The sequence below is a fragment of the Bradyrhizobium sp. WSM4872 genome (assembly GCF_055811715.1).
Genome location: NZ_JBVVPT010000003.1, coordinates 104,439 through 119,811 on the forward strand (window position 1 = coordinate 104,439; position 15,373 = coordinate 119,811).

13 protein-coding genes are annotated in these 15,373 nt (G+C 64.2%); 4 read left to right on the forward strand and 9 right to left on the reverse strand.

The features are described from left to right. Window positions 1–356 precede the first annotated feature (356 nt). Window positions 357–1,082, reverse strand: coding sequence for an outer membrane protein (locus AC0L3C_RS06155; protein WP_473259949.1), 726 nt, complete (start codon window positions 1,080–1,082; stop codon window positions 357–359). A 253-nt stretch (window positions 1,083–1,335) separates the two neighbouring features. On the opposite strand from AC0L3C_RS06155, the gene AC0L3C_RS06160 reads away from it, so the two are divergent. Both AC0L3C_RS06160 and AC0L3C_RS06165 read left to right on the forward strand, forming a co-directional pair. After that, window positions 1,336–1,656: a DUF3551 domain-containing protein gene (locus tag AC0L3C_RS06160; protein ID WP_473259947.1), complete on the forward strand. Its 321-nt coding sequence runs from the start codon at window positions 1,336–1,338 to the stop codon at window positions 1,654–1,656. Window position 1,657: 1 nt separating this feature from the next. Further along, window positions 1,658–1,897, forward strand: a complete 240-nt coding sequence (locus AC0L3C_RS06165; protein ID WP_473259945.1) for a DUF3551 domain-containing protein — start codon at window positions 1,658–1,660, stop codon at window positions 1,895–1,897. 154 nt (window positions 1,898–2,051) lie between these two features. On the opposite strand, the gene map is transcribed toward AC0L3C_RS06165, so the two are convergent. Together map and AC0L3C_RS06175 are read right to left on the reverse strand one after the other, a co-directional pair. Beyond that, window positions 2,052–2,801, reverse strand: a complete 750-nt coding sequence (gene map, locus AC0L3C_RS06170) for a type I methionyl aminopeptidase (protein ID WP_473259943.1) — start codon at window positions 2,799–2,801, stop codon at window positions 2,052–2,054. Window positions 2,802–2,879: 78 nt separating this feature from the next. After that, window positions 2,880–6,029: a GAF domain-containing protein gene (locus AC0L3C_RS06175; RefSeq protein WP_473407443.1), complete on the reverse strand. Its 3,150-nt coding sequence runs from the start codon at window positions 6,027–6,029 to the stop codon at window positions 2,880–2,882. Window positions 6,030–6,355: 326 nt separating this feature from the next. Between AC0L3C_RS06175 and AC0L3C_RS06180 the strand changes: the two genes are divergently transcribed. Next, window positions 6,356–7,660, forward strand: a complete 1,305-nt coding sequence (locus tag AC0L3C_RS06180; protein WP_473407444.1) for a hypothetical protein — start codon at window positions 6,356–6,358, stop codon at window positions 7,658–7,660. 36 nt (window positions 7,661–7,696) lie between these two features. Here AC0L3C_RS06180 and AC0L3C_RS06185 read toward each other — a convergent pair whose 3' ends face one another. Then, window positions 7,697–8,470 (reverse strand): helix-turn-helix transcriptional regulator, encoded by a 774-nt coding sequence (locus AC0L3C_RS06185; protein WP_473407445.1) that lies wholly within the window; start codon window positions 8,468–8,470, stop codon window positions 7,697–7,699. Between the two features lie 107 nt (window positions 8,471–8,577). Here AC0L3C_RS06185 and AC0L3C_RS06190 point away from each other — a divergent pair, with 107 nt between their 5' ends. Next, window positions 8,578–9,657, forward strand: coding sequence for an alcohol dehydrogenase catalytic domain-containing protein (locus tag AC0L3C_RS06190; protein ID WP_473407446.1), 1,080 nt, complete (start codon window positions 8,578–8,580; stop codon window positions 9,655–9,657). Window positions 9,658–9,735: 78 nt separating this feature from the next. On the opposite strand, the gene AC0L3C_RS06195 is transcribed toward AC0L3C_RS06190, so the two are convergent. The 5 genes from AC0L3C_RS06195 to AC0L3C_RS06215 all read right to left on the reverse strand — a co-directional run bounded on the left by AC0L3C_RS06195 (window position 9,736) and on the right by AC0L3C_RS06215 (window position 15,366). Further along, entirely contained in the window at window positions 9,736–10,437 is a 702-nt protein-coding gene (locus tag AC0L3C_RS06195) for an ABC transporter ATP-binding protein (RefSeq protein WP_007603608.1), read from the reverse strand. 7 nt (window positions 10,438–10,444) lie between these two features. Continuing rightward, a complete protein-coding gene (locus AC0L3C_RS06200) occupies window positions 10,445–11,725 on the reverse strand; it encodes a lipoprotein-releasing ABC transporter permease subunit (protein WP_473259931.1) in 1,281 nt (426 codons plus the stop codon). Between the two features lie 90 nt (window positions 11,726–11,815). Continuing rightward, on the reverse strand, window positions 11,816–13,135 hold the full coding sequence (gene proS, locus AC0L3C_RS06205) for a proline--tRNA ligase (RefSeq protein ID WP_007610920.1): 1,320 nt from the start codon (window positions 13,133–13,135) through the stop codon (window positions 11,816–11,818). A gap of 153 nt (window positions 13,136–13,288) precedes the next feature. Beyond that, window positions 13,289–14,851, reverse strand: coding sequence for a copper resistance CopC/CopD family protein (locus tag AC0L3C_RS06210; RefSeq protein WP_473407447.1), 1,563 nt, complete (start codon window positions 14,849–14,851; stop codon window positions 13,289–13,291). Then, window positions 14,851–15,366 carry a YcnI family copper-binding membrane protein gene (locus AC0L3C_RS06215; RefSeq protein ID WP_473407549.1) on the reverse strand — a complete coding sequence of 172 codons (516 nt, stop codon included), beginning with the start codon at window positions 15,364–15,366 and terminating at the stop codon, window positions 14,851–14,853. Before AC0L3C_RS06215 ends, AC0L3C_RS06210 begins: the two co-directional genes overlap by 1 nt. Window positions 15,367–15,373: the final 7 nt, after the last annotated feature.

Here is a 15,373-nt window from a genome sequence, read left to right on the forward strand (position 1 = left end):
TCATGGTGCCAGAGTCCACGCCGGAACGGCCGATCGGCCGCGTCGTCCTGCTTTTCCCCAACCTGGCCGCGCCTAGAGCTGCGGGAGCACCTGGGCCCAGATCGCGATCATCCCGACAAACAGCGCGATCGAGGCTAGCGCGGCGGCTTCTTCGACGAAAATCCTGAACATGGCTTACTCCATGGTGAGAACGTATAAAGAACATTGTTCTCATTTCGTTCTCGGGAGTCAAGCCATCTTCGCCATCTCGAAAGCGAATGGTTAACCTGCTGAACTTGAACAACAAAAAAGCCCCGGCCGATGGCCGGGGCTTTCGCCGACCGCTCGAAGTCGAGCGATCGATATCAGGCTTCTGCTCAGTAACGGCCGAGGCTCGGGCCGCCGAACTTGTAGTTCAGGCGGACGAGGCCCATGTCGACGTCCTGACGGATGCGGTCGGTCGAGGGCACCAGCGCGAAGGTGACGTCCTTGTCCTGCAGGAAGATGTGGTTGTACTCGACGCCGACTGACCAGTTCGGCGCGAAGCCGTACTCGAGGCCTGCACCGACCGTACCACCCCAGCGGGTCTGGTCGGCCGACGAGAGCAGCGCACCGCCAATGGTCGAGACTTCGTACTTGCCGCCGACGACAGCCGCACCGCCCTTGGCGTAAACGAGGACGTTGTTCCAGGCGTAGCCGATCTGACCGGTGATCAGACCAAACGAGTCGATCTTCGAGCGGTTGCGAGTCCCGAACCCCGGGATCGCGCTGACGTTGTCGCCCGAGAAGTCAGCCCAGTTGCCCTGACCTTCGATGCCGAACACCCACTGGCCCGACTGCATGCGGTAGCCGATCTGACCGCCGACCGTGCCGCCGGTCGCGTCGTGCGAACCCTCGCGGCCACCGCCGACGAGATCCCAAGTCGAATGGGCGGAACCGCCGCCGCCGTTGACGCCGATGTAGAAGCCGCTCCAGTCGTAGATCGCGGCAACCATCGCCGGCGCCTTGGTATAAGGCCGCGCAGCGAGGTCAGCAGCCACTGCCGGTGCAGCCGCGCCGAGCGCGACAAGGCTCACAGCAGCAAGCAACAGATTCTTGTTCATTTGATTCCCGTTCCAGTTTCGTCGTTAGGCCCCCGGGCCGTGGCGTCGTCATAAACAGCGCTCGACGGAATTGCTGTAACCTCGACGCCACAGTCCGCGCCAAAGGATCGCGCTTCATTAATGAAGATTTACCACCGCGCGCGGGAAACCCTTTGAAACAAGTGTTTTCATGAGTTCCATCGTCGGCTACACGACATCTGCAGCACGAGCGCGTGACAACGTCGCGCGCACGTTCGCGTGATTGGAGAATTGAATGCGCAGACGAACTGCTCTCCCCATTGTCGCCACATTTTCGCTCGCACTCGCCACATTTGCGCTGACGCTCGACGCAAGCACGCCGGCGCGCGCGTTCGGCACTCACCATGCCTTTTGTCTCACCGGCGATGAATGGCCGGGGCTGAGCAATTGCACGTTCGACACTTACGCGCAGTGCCAAGCGAGTTCGTCAGGCCGCGCCCTCACCTGCATCGCGAACCCGTATTTCGCGGGCCAGAGCGACGATCCCTATGCGTATCAGAACCGGCCGCGCGCGCAGGTGCCGGGTTATTCACCCGGCTACTACGTGCCGCGCTGAGATGCGCCTCGCGCTCCTTGCGACCGGCCTGCTCCTCGCGGGCGCGCCTGCGCACGCGCAGACCTACGATCCGAGCTATCCGGTCTGCATGCATATCTACGGTCCCGTCGGCTATTTCGATTGCCGCTACACCTCGCTCGAGCAGTGCAGATTTTTAGCCGTCGGTCGGTCGGCGGCGTGCGAGGCGAACCCGTATTTTGCGCAGAAGAAGCCCCCTCGCCGCTCGCGGCGCGTCAATTAGATCGGGACGCTGATATGCGGCCCGCCTCGCGTTGAGCTTCCGGCGCCACGCTCGGCAATCTGGTCGGCGAGACTAAGCACCGCCGCTGGCGCGGGATAATCGAAGTCGAAGCCATTCGGATGCTGCCCGAGATCCGGTGGCTTGAGGACGCCTCTTAACCAGCCATCGTAACGATCAACGGTCCGCTTCGGGTTGCGATCACGGTGTGCTCGTATTGAACGGTCGGCGCCTCGGGGCTGCTGTAGAGCGTCCACGGATCATCGCCATCCTGTGCCCATTCGGCGCCAAGGGACAGGAACGGCTCGACGGTGAACACCAGGCCTTCGCTCATGACGCGGCGTTCGGAGCGGTCCGGCCATGTTGCGATCTCCGTCGGCTCCTCGTGGAGCGACAGGCCGACGCCGTGACTGGCAAGGTTCCTGACCAGGCTGTAACCGTTCTTCCGCGCGAAGGTCCCGATGGCTTGGCCGATACCGGCGATCGGCTTGCCGGCTCCAACCTGCTGCAGGCCCGTCCACATCGCGCGCCGGCCATCCCTGCAAAGACGTTCGACCGCGCGGGTTGCGGGTGGAACGGCGAATGAGGCTCCCGTATCCGCAAAGAAGCCGTTCTTCTCGGCTGACACGTCGATGTTCACGAGGTCCCCACGCGCGATCCGCCGATCGCCCGGGATGCCATGAGCGATCTCCTCGTTCACGCTGATGCAGGTCGCCCCGGGGAAGTCGTAGGCCAGCTCCGGAGCCGAACGTGCGCCGGCAGCCTCCAGCAGCGTTCGGCCAATCCGGTCGAGCTCGGAGGTGGTCATGCCCGGCTCGAGCGCCTTTCCCATTGCCTCCAGGATATTGGCGACGATGCGCCCGATTTCTTTCAGGCGCGCGAGGTCGTTGTCGTCCGAGATTGTCATGTCGTGCTCTTCCGAAAGCCGGGACATAGCCCTTGTGGAGGCGGCTTGCAAACGGGAGAGATCGTTTGCAAAGCGCGTTCAGATCTCGTCGAGCAAGATGCGGACCTTGGCAGCCAGGTCTTCGATAGCGAAGGGCTTCGGAAGCAGATGCTTGCCGGCATCGAGCACGCCATCGTGAACGATTGCATTGCGTGTGTAGCCGGTGGTGAACAGCACCTTCAGCCCCGGGTATCGTCTCGACAGCTCGGCCGCAAGCTCGGCGCCGGTCATATCGGGCATGACGACATCCGTGAACAGCAGATCTGGAACGAAGCCATTCTCGATCGTCCTGATCGCGTCTTTGGCGCTGGCTGCCTCGATGACGGTGTAGCCGAGTTCGCGCAGGCTTTCGGACGACATGCTGCGGACGCGCTCATCGTCTTCCACGACGAGAATGGTTTCGTTCTGATGGCTTGCACCGGCAGGTATCGCTTCCAGCGACAGATCTTCGCCCGCCTCCTCGCCGGCGAAGCGTGGAAGGTAGATCTTCACGGTCGTGCCAACATCGACTTCCGAGTCGATTTTGACATGGCCGCCCGACTGCCGCACGAAACCGTAGACCTGACTGAGGCCGAGGCCGGTCCCCTTGCCCACGACCTTGGTCGTGAAAAACGGATCGAACACCTTGCCGAGCACATCGGCCGGAATTCCGGTGCCGTTGTCCGTCACGACGACGAGAACGTACTGCCCAGGTGCGAGCGCATACTCGCGAGCATATTTTCGATCGATCGAGGCGTTGCTGGTTTCTATCGTCAGCCTGCCCCCCTTTGGCATGGCATCGCGCGCGTTGACCGCGAGATTGATCATGGCGCTTTCGAGCTGGGCCGGGTCCGCCTTGACCCGCCAGAGGCCAGCCGCCAGCACCGTCTCGAGGCGGATCAGCTCGCCAAGCGAGCGCTCGAGCAGCTCGCTCATCCCGCCGACCATCTTGTTGATGTCCACGATTTCAGGCGCGAGCGGCTGTTGGCGCGAGAACGCGAGGAGCCTCTGCGTCAACGTGGCTGCGCGATTTGCGCCGTCGATGGCGCCCTCGATGAAGCGGTCTATGCTGACCTCTCCCCTGCCGAGCCGCCGCTTGGCAAGGTTCAGGCTGCCGAGAATAACGGCCAGCATATTGTTGAAGTCGTGGGCAATGCCGCCGGTCAATTGCCCGACGGCTTCCATCTTCTGGGATTGCCGCAGCTGCTCTTCGGCTTTCATGCGCTCGGCAATTTCGTCGGCAACACGTTGCTCCAATCCGGCATTGAGCGCCTCCAGCCGGGTCAAGAGCTGGGCGTTGTCGATAGCGGTTGCGGCATGGCCCGCAATACCAAGCAATGCGGCCTCATGCTCGGCCTGGAATTTGCCCGTCTCGGCGTGACCGAAGAAAAGTCCGCCGAGGACTTCGCCGGTTCGCGAGATCACGGGGACCGCCAGGTAGGATCGGACCGGAAGATGCCCCGCGGGCATGCCTTTCCGCGGCGCGTTCTTGCCGTAGCGCGGGTCCTGCAGGATGTCATCGGACCTCATCACACCCGTGCCCTTGAACGTCGGCTCGAACACGGCGGTGTTGCGGGGCATCGGAAAGTTCTCGAAAGCCGACCGCGGCACACCGGACAGCGAATACAGCATGTAGCTGCCGCCATCCGGCGCAACGACATTGTAGAAGAAGGCCCCGAACTGAGCGCCAGTCAGCTCGACGCCGGCATCCGTTACGATCTGGACGATCTTCTCGAGATCGCGTTCGCGAGAGACCGAAGCCCCGGTATCATTCAGCAGTCTAAGATGACGCTCGGTTTTCTTTTGCGCGGTGATGTCCAGAACCGTTCCGATGAACCGAACAGCCTGGCCATTGGCAAAGATGGCTTGACCGGTCGCGGCGATCCAGCGTTCGACCCCATCCTCGATGCCGATGGTTCGGTATTCCATATTGTAGGTCGTCGGCGCGTGCGGCGTCAGGGCTGCGGAGACGGCCTCGTGGGCGCGCTGCCTGTCCTCGGGATGAAGGCCCTTCAGGAACGACCCTTCATAGCTGACTTCGGCGTCCGGCCGTAGACCGAACACCTCCCTGCAGCGGCTATCCCATCGAAGGACGTTGTTGACCGGGTCGTAGTCCCAGGTGCCGATACCGGCCGCCTTGTTTGCAAGCGTCAGTCGTTCGGCGGCCTCCCGCGCCGCCTGTTCCGATCGGACGCGCTCGATGTGGGCCCACGATCGCTCGGTCACTTCGGTGAGCAAGGCGAGTTCGCGCGGCGTCCACCGGTGCGGGCCGCGGTGATGAATCGCCATCAGGGCTGTCAGTCGTCCTTCCTTCACCAAGGGCATACAGATCGTCGAACCGATCCCGATGTTCTGGAAAGTGGCGGCTTCGTCCGGCGCAATCTCCCTCAAATTGTCATTGATGATGAGCGGCCTGCCCGCGCCCAACTCTCGCACCGCCTTCTTGCCAAAGTCGGCCAGACTGTAGTGACCGAGGATATGCATTGCGCCGGGCGCGGCCCAATCGCCGCGTATCGTGAAGCCGTCCTGGTCCGGGTCCATGTCGGCATAGGCGCAGTTCGAGACGCCGAGATGCTCGCCGACCATTTTGGTCGTGACCGCCATCACGCCGTCGGCATCGCGAGTCCTGGCCGTCTCCTTGTTGAGTGCGTCCAGGAAAACCAGCCGGGCTTCGTTCTCCCGCACGGCCGTCTCCGCACGGCGGCGCTCGACCGCCGTGCGCGTGCGCTCGGCAACGTCGCGAATAAGCTCCAGCTCTTCAGGGCTCCATTCGCGCGGCCCGGCATTGTTCAAATACAGCAGCGCCACGACCCCATCGGGCTCCGAGATCGGCATGTTGACCAGCGCGCGCGCCGAGATCGCCTCGAGAGCTTCGGCACGATCGCCGACGCGAGGGTCTTTTTCCGCATCGGCACAGATGACGGTCTCGCCCCGCTTGAGATCTTCGATGTAGCTGCCATAGTCGCGGAAGCGCAGGACGCCTGCGAGGCTCAGGATGCCCGGTGCGTTCCAGTCGCGGACAATGGTGATGGTCTCGGCTGAGGTGTCGACCGTGCCGTAGCCCGCCCGGCTGACGTTGAGGCTACGGCCGAGCAGTTCCGCCGCAGCATAGGCGAGATCGTCGGGATTGCTGATCTCTCGGATGTAATCGCCGAGTGTGGCTAAGACGGAATTGCGATCGGCCGAGCGGACCCCGGTCGCTGTCGTCATTGGTCTTCCCCTGCCACTTCCCTAGCTCCACGATGAGCTAGCTGCCTGATCGTCCCGCTGCTGTTCGCTTCAGTTAGCCCGCCTGAACTTCGAGTGATGCAGACGGGTCGCGCAGATTGTCTGCGCGATAACCGCATGATGGCATTTAGGTTCCCGTCATCACTGTCCCTGGCAGATTGCCGTTCTGCCTGCTTCCACGTGGCCGCCCGATTGCCAATCCAGGCCCCGTGGACAGAGCCGCGCGGACGCGCCACTTCAAGTTGTGGCAGTGCGGATCGTCGTGTAGCATCCATCTCTGCTTTTCACCGCGTGGTCCCCGTCGTTTCATGCTCGCCCGTAGTCTGCTTGTCCTGGCCTCGCTGTTGCTTCCCGGCGCATTGCATGCCGAAGGGACGCCGGCCGAGAAGGCTGGATTTGCGTCCAGGCTGACGATCTATCTTGCCAAGGGGTCACCTGACGCGTGCGGGCCGGGCTGCGACCGCTGGATCGCCATCGAGGGCGATATCGACCAGGACGCTGCGCCGCGCATTCGCCGCTTCCTCGCCGGCGTCAAGGACACGCAGCGTCCGATCTACCTCTATTCGCCCGGCGGAAACGTGGAGCAGTCCTATGTCATCGGGCGGCTGTTGCGCAGCCGCAAGGCGATCGCCCGGGTCGGCCGAACCATCGCGACGGCGTGCGCCGCGGGCACGCAGGTGGACGCCGCGTGCCTGAAAATCAAAAACGCCGGCGGTGAGGTGGAAGCCGAACTCACCACTTACCATGCGATGTGCAACTCGGCCTGCGGCTACCTGTTTCTCGGAGCGACATCGCGCGAGGTCGCCCCCGACGCCGCGGTGGCGGTCCATAATTCCAGGCTGGTCCTTGCCTTTCACGGGCATCCGCCTCCGGCGGCCGTCGCGGAATACAGGCAGCGCCGGATCGCCAGGGCCGATCGCGATCGCGCTGAGTTCATCGCGGCGATGGGGATCAGCCGCGAGCTTGACGATCTGATCCGGACTGTGAAGTTCGAAAACCTGCACATGCTGACGCGCGACGAGCTCTATCGTTTCGGCATCGACACGCGTTCGCTTGCCGAGACAGCGTGGAAACTGGAAAAGGAGGCGCGCCCCTTCGTCCGGAAGTTCGCGATACTGAAGAAGGAGAACGGCGCTTCGTTCCGGACGATGGAATGGCGCCTGTCCTGCGAAAGCGGGAAGCGCGTTCCGCTGACATTCGCCAGCGAAGTCGACGAGACGGCTGCCGGCAAGAGCACCATCCTGGTGACGGCGGACGCCGAGCCGGACAAGACGGCCGGGGGATCTCCGCTGCGGGCCGGAAAATACGAAGTGTGGCGCGGCAGCATCGATCCTGACATGGTCAGGGTGATACTGGCGTCCCGCTCGCTGCATGTCCGCGAAACCACGCTGATGCCCGATGACGAGGCGGATATCTCGCAGTTCAACATCGACTTGACGGGCCTGACGTCTGTGTGGACGCAACTTGTCGCCTCGTGCGCGTCAGTAGCATCGGCTCCGAAAGGCTCCTGGCCGGCAGTCCCTTGGCAATCGACTGCCTGGCCGGTGACAGCCAATCCTGTCCCGAGCGGCGGGACAACGCCTTCGGCAACGCCGTCGCAAGGGGCGCGATGAGCAGCCTTGTTGGTACTCAGCTCATCGTCAACTCCCTTACACCGGCGTGTAGATCACGAGCTTCAGCGCCGGATCGTCATTGGCCTGAAAGCTGGTGTGCTCGAACCGGAGCACGCCCTTGGTCGGATGGTTCATGGTCTTGAGGCCCGCGGCGGTGCTGCGGATCTCGTGCGCTTCCCACCATTTGACGAATTCCGGACTGCCCTGGCGCAGCCGCGTCAGCAATTCCGTAAAGGCAGGATCGCCGGCCCAGACGTCGTGAGTGGCGCGAAACATCGCAACCATGCTCTTCGCGACATCCGCCCAGCCGGCACCGTAGAATTTTCGCGTCTGCTTGTTCGTCATCACCAGCAGCAGCGTGTTGCGGTCCTGCTCGGGCAATTGTCCAAACCCGAAGATCTCCTCGGCCGCCGCGTTCCAGGCCAGCACGTCCCAGCGCCGCCCCGTGATGTAGGCCGGCTGCGCCAGGCTCTCGATCATCCGCCGAACCGGCGGGGGCACGATCTCGCGCGTGAACGCGCGCCTGTCGCCGTCGCGCGCCAGCGCCTTGAGATGGGCGTGCTCGGTCTTGCTGAGGCGGAGCGCGCGCGCCAGCGCGTCGACCGTGGTGACCGAGGGGCTGACGGTGCGGCCCTGCTCGAGCCGGATGTACCAGTCGACACCGATGCCGGCGAGCTGCGCGACCTCCTCGCGGCGCAGGCCCGCCGTGCGGCGCCGCAGGCCCGCGGGAAGCCCGACGGTCTTCGGCGACAGCTTTTCGCGGCGGGACCTGAGGAAGTCGCCGAATTCAACGCGGCGTGGGTCGGCCATGGTGACGTGCCTCGATGGAGGGCCCAGGGAATACTAGGATAATACCAGGCCTTCCCGGACCTGAAAAGCCGGCGCATATGGGCCTCACCCGAACATGAGGTGAGATCATGAAAGCTGCCGTATTGAAATCGTTTGGATCGCCGCTTGCGATTGAGGAAGCCGCGGAGCCTGTACTCGGCACGGGCGAGGTCATCGTGGACGTCATCGCAACGCGGGTGCTGTCCTACATGAACGAGGTCTTCAGCGGCGAGCGGAACTATGCGCTCGACCTGCCGATCATCCCGGGGCCAGGCGGCATCGGCCGGGTCCGCGCCGTCGGCCCGGACGCGACAAAGCTCAGCGTTGGCGACTGGGTGTTCTGCGATCCGACGGTGCGCTCGCGCGACGACGCCGCAGCGCCCGACATTGCCCTGCAAGGACTCACCGCACCCGGTGCCGGCGCCATGCGCCTGCAACAGCATTTTCGCCACGGCTCGTTCGCCGAGCAGATGCGGGTGCCGACGGAGAACGCGAAGCGTCTTGGCCAAATCACGTCCGACGAAGCCACGCGATGGTGCGCGTTGGGGACGCTGCTGGTGCCCTACGGCGGCTTCCTTGCCGCCAATCTTCAGCCGGGCGAGACCGTGCTGGTGAGCGGGGCCACCGGCAATTTCGGCAGCGCAGCCGTCTCGGTCGCGCTCGCGATGGGCGCGGCCTGCGTGGTCGCGCCCGGCCGCAACGACAAGATCCTGGCCGACCTCGTCCGCCGCTTCGGCGATCGCGTCAAGCCGGTCAGTCTCTCCGGCAACGAGGACGACGACCGCGAGAGCATGAAGCGCGCGGCGCGAGGGCCCATCGACTGCGTGCTCGACATCATGCCGCCCTCGGTGAGCACGAATGTGGTGCGCGCGGCGATCATGACGGTGCGCGCTTACGGCCGCGTCGTGCTGATGGGCGGCGTCGGCATGGCGGGCGGCGCGGGGCTCGAACTGCCCTACCCCTGGATCATGCGCAACTGCATCAGCATCCACGGCGTCTGGATGTACCCGCCGGATGCGGCAGGCCGCCTGATCGCGCTGGTGCGCGCGGGACTGCTGAGGCTGGAGGAGTACGAGGCCACCGCCTTCGATCTCGACCATGCCAACGAGGCGGTGGACCATGCCGCCACCAATGGCGGACCGTTCAAATTGACGGTGATCCGGCCTTGAGGGCTCCGGGGGGCGCCATTTTTTTCGTCAGTCCGGCCAAGCACTTGGCTACTGTGCATGGGGTTGTTTTCGCGTGTCTTACTCGAGCTCGACCACCTGGCCGTTCGACAGCGACACGCGGCGGTCCATGCGGCCGGCGAGCTCCATGTTGTGGGTCGCGATCAGCATGGAGACCTTGGTCGCCTTGACGAGCTGCATCAGCGCCTGGAAGACGTGGTCCGCGGTGTGCGGATCGAGATTGCCGGTCGGCTCGTCCGCAAACAGCACCCGCGGCGCATTGGCCACCGCGCGCGCGATCGCCACGCGCTGCTGCTCGCCACCCGACAGCTCGGACGGACGATGCGTGATGCGCTCGCCGAGGCCGAGATAGCCAAGGATCTCCTTGGCGCGCTTGACGCTCTCTGATTTCTTGAGGCCGCGGATCATCTGCGGCATCATCACGTTCTCCAGCGCCGAGAACTCCGGCAGCAGCCGGTGGGACTGGTAGACGAAGCCGATGTCGGTGCGGCGAAGCTGGGTGCGCTCGATGTCGGGCAGTTGCGAGGTCGGCGCGCCATTGACGTAGACCTCCCCGGAATCGGGCGCTTCCAACAGTCCCGCGATATGCAGCAGCGTCGACTTGCCCGAGCCGGACGGCGCCACCAGCGCGACGGACTGGCCTGCCCACAGCGCGAGCTTGGCGCCGTCGAGGATCGTCAGCGGCACCTCTCCCTGCAAGTACTGCCGCTTTATCTCGTGGAGATAAATGACCGGTACATCTTCCGCCCCCTGGCTCTCCATCAGCCCCTCACTCGTACCGCAGCGCTTCGACGGGATCGAGGCGCGCGGCGCGCCAGGATGGATACAGCGTCGCCAGGAACGACAGCGTCAGCGCCATGATGACGACGGCCGAGGTTTCGCCGATGTCGATCTCGGCGGGCAGCTTCGACAGGAAATACAGCTCTGGCGAAAACAGTTCGGTGCTGGTCAGCCAGGACAGGAATTGCCGGATCGACTCGATGTTGAGGCAGATCACCAGCCCGACGATGAAGCCGACCATCGTACCGACCACGCCGATCGAGGCGCCCGTGATCAGGAAGATGCGCATGATCGAGCCTTGCGAGGCCCCCATCGTGCGCAGGATCGCGATGTCGCTGCCCTTGTCCTTCACCAGCATGATCAGGCCGGAGACGATGTTGAGCGCCGCGACCAGCACGATCATGGTGAGGATCAGGAACATCACGTTGCGTTCGACCTGGAGCGCGTTGAAGAAGGTCGAGTTGCGCTGACGCCAGTCGACCAGGAACACCGGCCGCCCCGCCGCCTCCGTCACGGCCTGACGGAACGCGACGATCTGATCCGGATTGGTGGTGAAGACCTCGATCGAGGTGACGTCGTTGCTGCGGTTGAAATAGGCCTGCGCCTCCGCGAGCGGCATGAACACGAAGCCGAGATCATACTCCGACATGCCGATCTCGAACACCGCTGCGATCTTGTACGGCTTGATGCGCGGTGTCGTGCCCATCGGCGTGACCGCGCCCTTCGGCGCCACCAGCGTGATGCTGTCGCCGGCGTGCAGCGACAGCTGGTCAGCGAGGCGCCGGCCGATCGCGACCCCCTGCCCGTCGTCAAAACCCTCGAGCGAGCCCTGCTTGATGTTCTTGGCGATCGAGGTGAGGTTGTTGAGGTCGTCGGAGCGGATGCCGCGCACCAGGACGCCGGAGGCGTTCCACGGCGATGACGCCAGCGCCTGACCGTCCACCACGGGCGCTGCGAGCCGGATGCCCTGGACCTGGCTGAGGCGGTCGGCGACGTCCTTCCAGTCGGTCAGCGGCGATTCCAGCGGCTGCACCAGGATGTGGCCGTTGAGCCCGAGGATCTTGTCGAGCAGCTCCTTGCGGAAGCCGTTCATGACGGCCATGACGATGATCAGCGTCGCCACGCCCAGCATGATCCCGAGGAAGGAGAACCCGGCAATGACCGAGATGAATCCCTCCTTGCGGCGCGCGCGTAAGTAACGCGCCGACAGCATCCACTCGAATGGCGCAAAAGGCGCGGTTTGAACGGTTTCGGTCATGGGTTCATCCATCGCTTGATAGTCCCATGATTCGGGGTCAAATGTGGCCGGATTGGCGGCCGCGATCTCGGGCGATGAACAATATTCAGCCGACCAGCCTTATCAGCCCACAAGTCTTGCGACCGCGTCCGCAGGCGACATGGTCTCGCGGGCGCCGTCACTTCGCCGCTTGAGCTCGACCTTGCCGTCGGCGAGCCCTTTCGGCCCGATCATGATCTGCCAGGGGATCCCGATCAGGTCGGCGGCGGCGAATTTGGCTCCGGCGCGCTGGTCGGTGTCGTCGTAGAGCACGTCGACGCCCTTGGCGGACAGCTCCGCATAGAGCTTCTCGCAGGCCGCATCGACCGCGGCATCGCCCTGCTTGAGGTTGAGAATCGACACGCGGAACGGGGCAACGGCCTCCGGCCATTTGATGCCGGCATCGTCATGGCAGGCCTCAATGATGGCGCCGAGCAGGCGCGAGACGCCGACGCCGTAGGAGCCGCCGTGGATCGGCACGTCGACACCGTCGGGTCCCGCGACCAGCGCCTTCATCGCATCGGAATACTTCGTGCCGAAATAGAAGATCTGCCCGACCTCGATACCGCGGGTGTTCACCCGTTTGTCCGCGGGCACTTCCTGCTCGAAGCGCGCGGCGTCGTGAACGTCTTCCGTCGCCGCATAGACCGAGGTCCATTGCTTGATGATCGGCGTCAAATCACTCTCATAGTCGACGTCCTCGCCCGGCACCGGCAGGTCCAGCACGTCGCGATTGATGAAAACGCCGGATTCGCCGGTCTCGGCGAGCACAATGAACTCATGACTGAGATCGCCGCCGATCGGGCCGGTCTCGGCGCGCATCGGGATCGCCTTCAGCCCCATCCGCGCGAAGGTGCGCAAATACGCCACGAACATCTTGTTGTAGGCGACGCGTGCCGCGGCCTCGTTGAGGTCGAACGAATAGGCGTCCTTCATCAGGAATTCGCGGCCGCGCATCACGCCGAAGCGGGGACGCTGCTCGTCGCGGAATTTCCATTGAATATGATAGAGATTCAGCGGCAGGCTCTTGTAGGACTTCACATAGGCGCGGAAGATCTCGGTGATCATTTCCTCGTTGGTCGGCCCGTATAGCAGCTCGCGCTTGTGGCGGTCGGCGATGCGCAGCATCTCGGGGCCATAGGCGTCGTAGCGGCCGCTCTCGCGCCAGAGGTCGGCAAGCTGGAGCGTCGGCATCAACAGTTCCAGCGCGCCGGAGCGGTCCTGCTCCTCGCGCACGATCTGCTCGATCTTCTTGAGCACGCGGAAGCCGAGCGGCAGCCAGGCATAGATGCCGGCGGCCTCCTGCCGGATCATGCCGGCACGCAGCATCAGCCGATGCGAGACGATCTCCGCCTCTTTCGGATTTTCCTTCAGGATGGGCAGAAAGAACCGCGACAACCGCATGGCAATACTCGAGGAATCAGTGATGGCCTGCAGTGAAACCGGATTGGGAGCCAAAACACAAGACCGGGAACGAGGAAAAGCCGCTAACACAGCGGAATTCCTGTCATTTTTCCGTCGACTTCAGGTTCGACGCGAGGTGCCGAAGAGCCGGGTTCAGGGCGCCGACACCTCGAGCTCGTCCTCCAGCGTGATCTTCTCGAAATCGCTCACCAGAGCGTCGATCCGCACATGCCAGCGGCCGGCAAAGGGCAGCTCGACCTTGCGCACGTGCCAATAGCTGTCCGGCCCCAGCAAGGCGTTCCGCTCCATCGGCTCAATGCCGCGTTCGGGCAGGCTCAGCGTCAGCGTCACCTCCTTGGCCTCGAGCACCGCCCCCTCGCCGGTCATGAGCTGCAGCACGAAATCGTCGATACCCACCTTACCCGGCGAGACCAGGACCTGGAACATTGCCCGGTCGGTGTGGATGTGGATCGCCAGCGGCGTCTCCGGAACGATGGTTCGCGGCGGCGGCGTGAAGCGCCAGCCGGCCATGACGCCGAAGATGCCGAGCGCGATGACGCATTCGAGCACAATCGAGCGCTTCAGGCTCTGCGCGGTCTTGTGATCCCCCGCCAGCGCCGGGGTCAGGCGAAAGCGGTTGAGCGCGGCAAGCGCCAGCAGCATGAGGACCAGCGCAAGCTTGATCGAGAGGATCAGTCCGTAGCGGGTCTCGACCAGCGCAGACGGCTTTTCAAGCTGGACGAAGGCGAGCGCGAGGCCGGTCAATGCGAGAACGCCAACGATCGGCGCGGCGATGCGAGAAAAGCGGTTCACGACAGGCAATGCCGCGGCAGCCCGCTTCGACAACAGGGCGCCCAGCGGCGCGAGGGCACCAATCCAGAACGCGACACCGAGACCATGGAGAAAGATTGCCGGCCGGGTCAATAGTTCAGGCGATGCCGTAGCGGCGTGCCCGGTCATGGCCAGCGACAAGCCGACTCCGACGAAGGCAATGATCGCCAGAGCGCGCGCGCACCACGCGTTGCCTAGCGCCAGCAACGCGAACAGCATCGCGACGATGGCCACGAGCAAGGCTGGGCCCGCGCTCGTCCCGGATGCAACTTTCCAGGGAGCTATCGTCGCGAGACCCGATAGCGGTAGCCCGAGGAGATCCAGCCCCAACACACCAAGGGACACCACCGCGCTCGGGACGCCGATAGCGAGCGCCACGCACGGCACGGTTATGCCGGTCATCGACCACGCAACCCAGCGCGCAAAGAACACGCCGCCGACGCCGACGAAGAGGCCAAGGTAGAGACCGACCCGCGCCAGCCAGATCAGTACGTTCAATCCGGCATCGGCGGTTGCGGGAGGTTGCGTCCCCGTCGGCATGCCGATCGAGAAGATCACCGATCCCGCGACGGGATGGCCATCCTGCGAGATCACGCGATAGCTGACGACGGCCGTGCCCTGCGGCAGGTCCGCCGGCATCGCGACCGAGATGGTCTCGCCCGATGCGTCGACGCGCACATCATCCCGCGCCCTGCCCGCCCCGTCGATCAATTGGATGGCGCCCGGCGTGACCGCCTCGTTGAAGTGCAGCTCCACGGCCTTCGGCGCGCTCGCGAGCATGCTGCCGCTCGCCGGCTCGACCGCGACCAGCGCCGCGTGCCCCGAGGCGCCGGTCGCGAAACCGACAAAGAGGAGCAGCGTCGCGAACGCGGCGAGCAGGCGCATCAGGGCTTTGGCAGGAGTTGCAGGCCAGGCGCCGGAGAACTGCCCTCGTGCGAATGCTTCGCCCCCTCCGCGGGGATCTCGATCCAGCGGCTGACGCCCGTCTCGCATTCCTGGACGACAGGGAAATACAGCGTCGTGTTCGGCTTCAGGCTCGTGGTGAGGAAGCTGCTGACGACGAACTCATCGTAATTGTGGTCCGGCAGCTTGCCGCCGGACCAGGCCACCTCCTTGACGCCGGAGGAAAGCTTGTTGCCGTGATAGTCGTACTCGTTGGCGTATTTGCCGTCGACGATATCGACGGTCCAGCCCGCCTTCGGCATCGGCTTCACAGCGATCACGCCTTCCGGAATCTGCACCCGGATCTTCACCGTGGGCGAGCCCTTGCAACCGTGCGGCACGGCGAAGACGGCCTTGTAGTAGGAGCCGACCGCCGCCTGTTTGGTCTCTAGCGTGATATGCGCCGCCGCGGGCGACGCTGCGAGCGCGGCGATCAGACTCGCAAGGATTCGATGCATTGTCATG

Coding starts and splice junctions, on each gene's coding strand:
- AC0L3C_RS06155 (WP_473259949.1), bottom strand. CDS start 1,082: ATGAACAAGAATCTGTTGCTTGCTGCTGTGAGCCTTGTCGCGCTCGGC.
- AC0L3C_RS06160 (WP_473259947.1), top strand. CDS start 1,336: ATGCGCAGACGAACTGCTCTCCCCATTGTCGCCACATTTTCGCTCGCA.
- AC0L3C_RS06165 (WP_473259945.1), top strand. CDS start 1,658: ATGCGCCTCGCGCTCCTTGCGACCGGCCTGCTCCTCGCGGGCGCGCCT.
- map (WP_473259943.1), bottom strand. CDS start 2,801: ATGACAATCTCGGACGACAACGACCTCGCGCGCCTGAAAGAAATCGGG.
- AC0L3C_RS06175 (WP_473407443.1), bottom strand. CDS start 6,029: ATGACGACAGCGACCGGGGTCCGCTCGGCCGATCGCAATTCCGTCTTA.
- AC0L3C_RS06180 (WP_473407444.1), top strand. CDS start 6,356: ATGCTCGCCCGTAGTCTGCTTGTCCTGGCCTCGCTGTTGCTTCCCGGC.
- AC0L3C_RS06185 (WP_473407445.1), bottom strand. CDS start 8,470: ATGGCCGACCCACGCCGCGTTGAATTCGGCGACTTCCTCAGGTCCCGC.
- AC0L3C_RS06190 (WP_473407446.1), top strand. CDS start 8,578: ATGAAAGCTGCCGTATTGAAATCGTTTGGATCGCCGCTTGCGATTGAG.
- AC0L3C_RS06195 (WP_007603608.1), bottom strand. CDS start 10,437: ATGGAGAGCCAGGGGGCGGAAGATGTACCGGTCATTTATCTCCACGAG.
- AC0L3C_RS06200 (WP_473259931.1), bottom strand. CDS start 11,725: ATGGATGAACCCATGACCGAAACCGTTCAAACCGCGCCTTTTGCGCCA.
- proS (WP_007610920.1), bottom strand. CDS start 13,135: ATGCGGTTGTCGCGGTTCTTTCTGCCCATCCTGAAGGAAAATCCGAAA.
- AC0L3C_RS06210 (WP_473407447.1), bottom strand. CDS start 14,851: ATGCGCCTGCTCGCCGCGTTCGCGACGCTGCTCCTCTTTGTCGGTTTC.
- AC0L3C_RS06215 (WP_473407549.1), bottom strand. CDS start 15,366: ATGCATCGAATCCTTGCGAGTCTGATCGCCGCGCTCGCAGCGTCGCCC.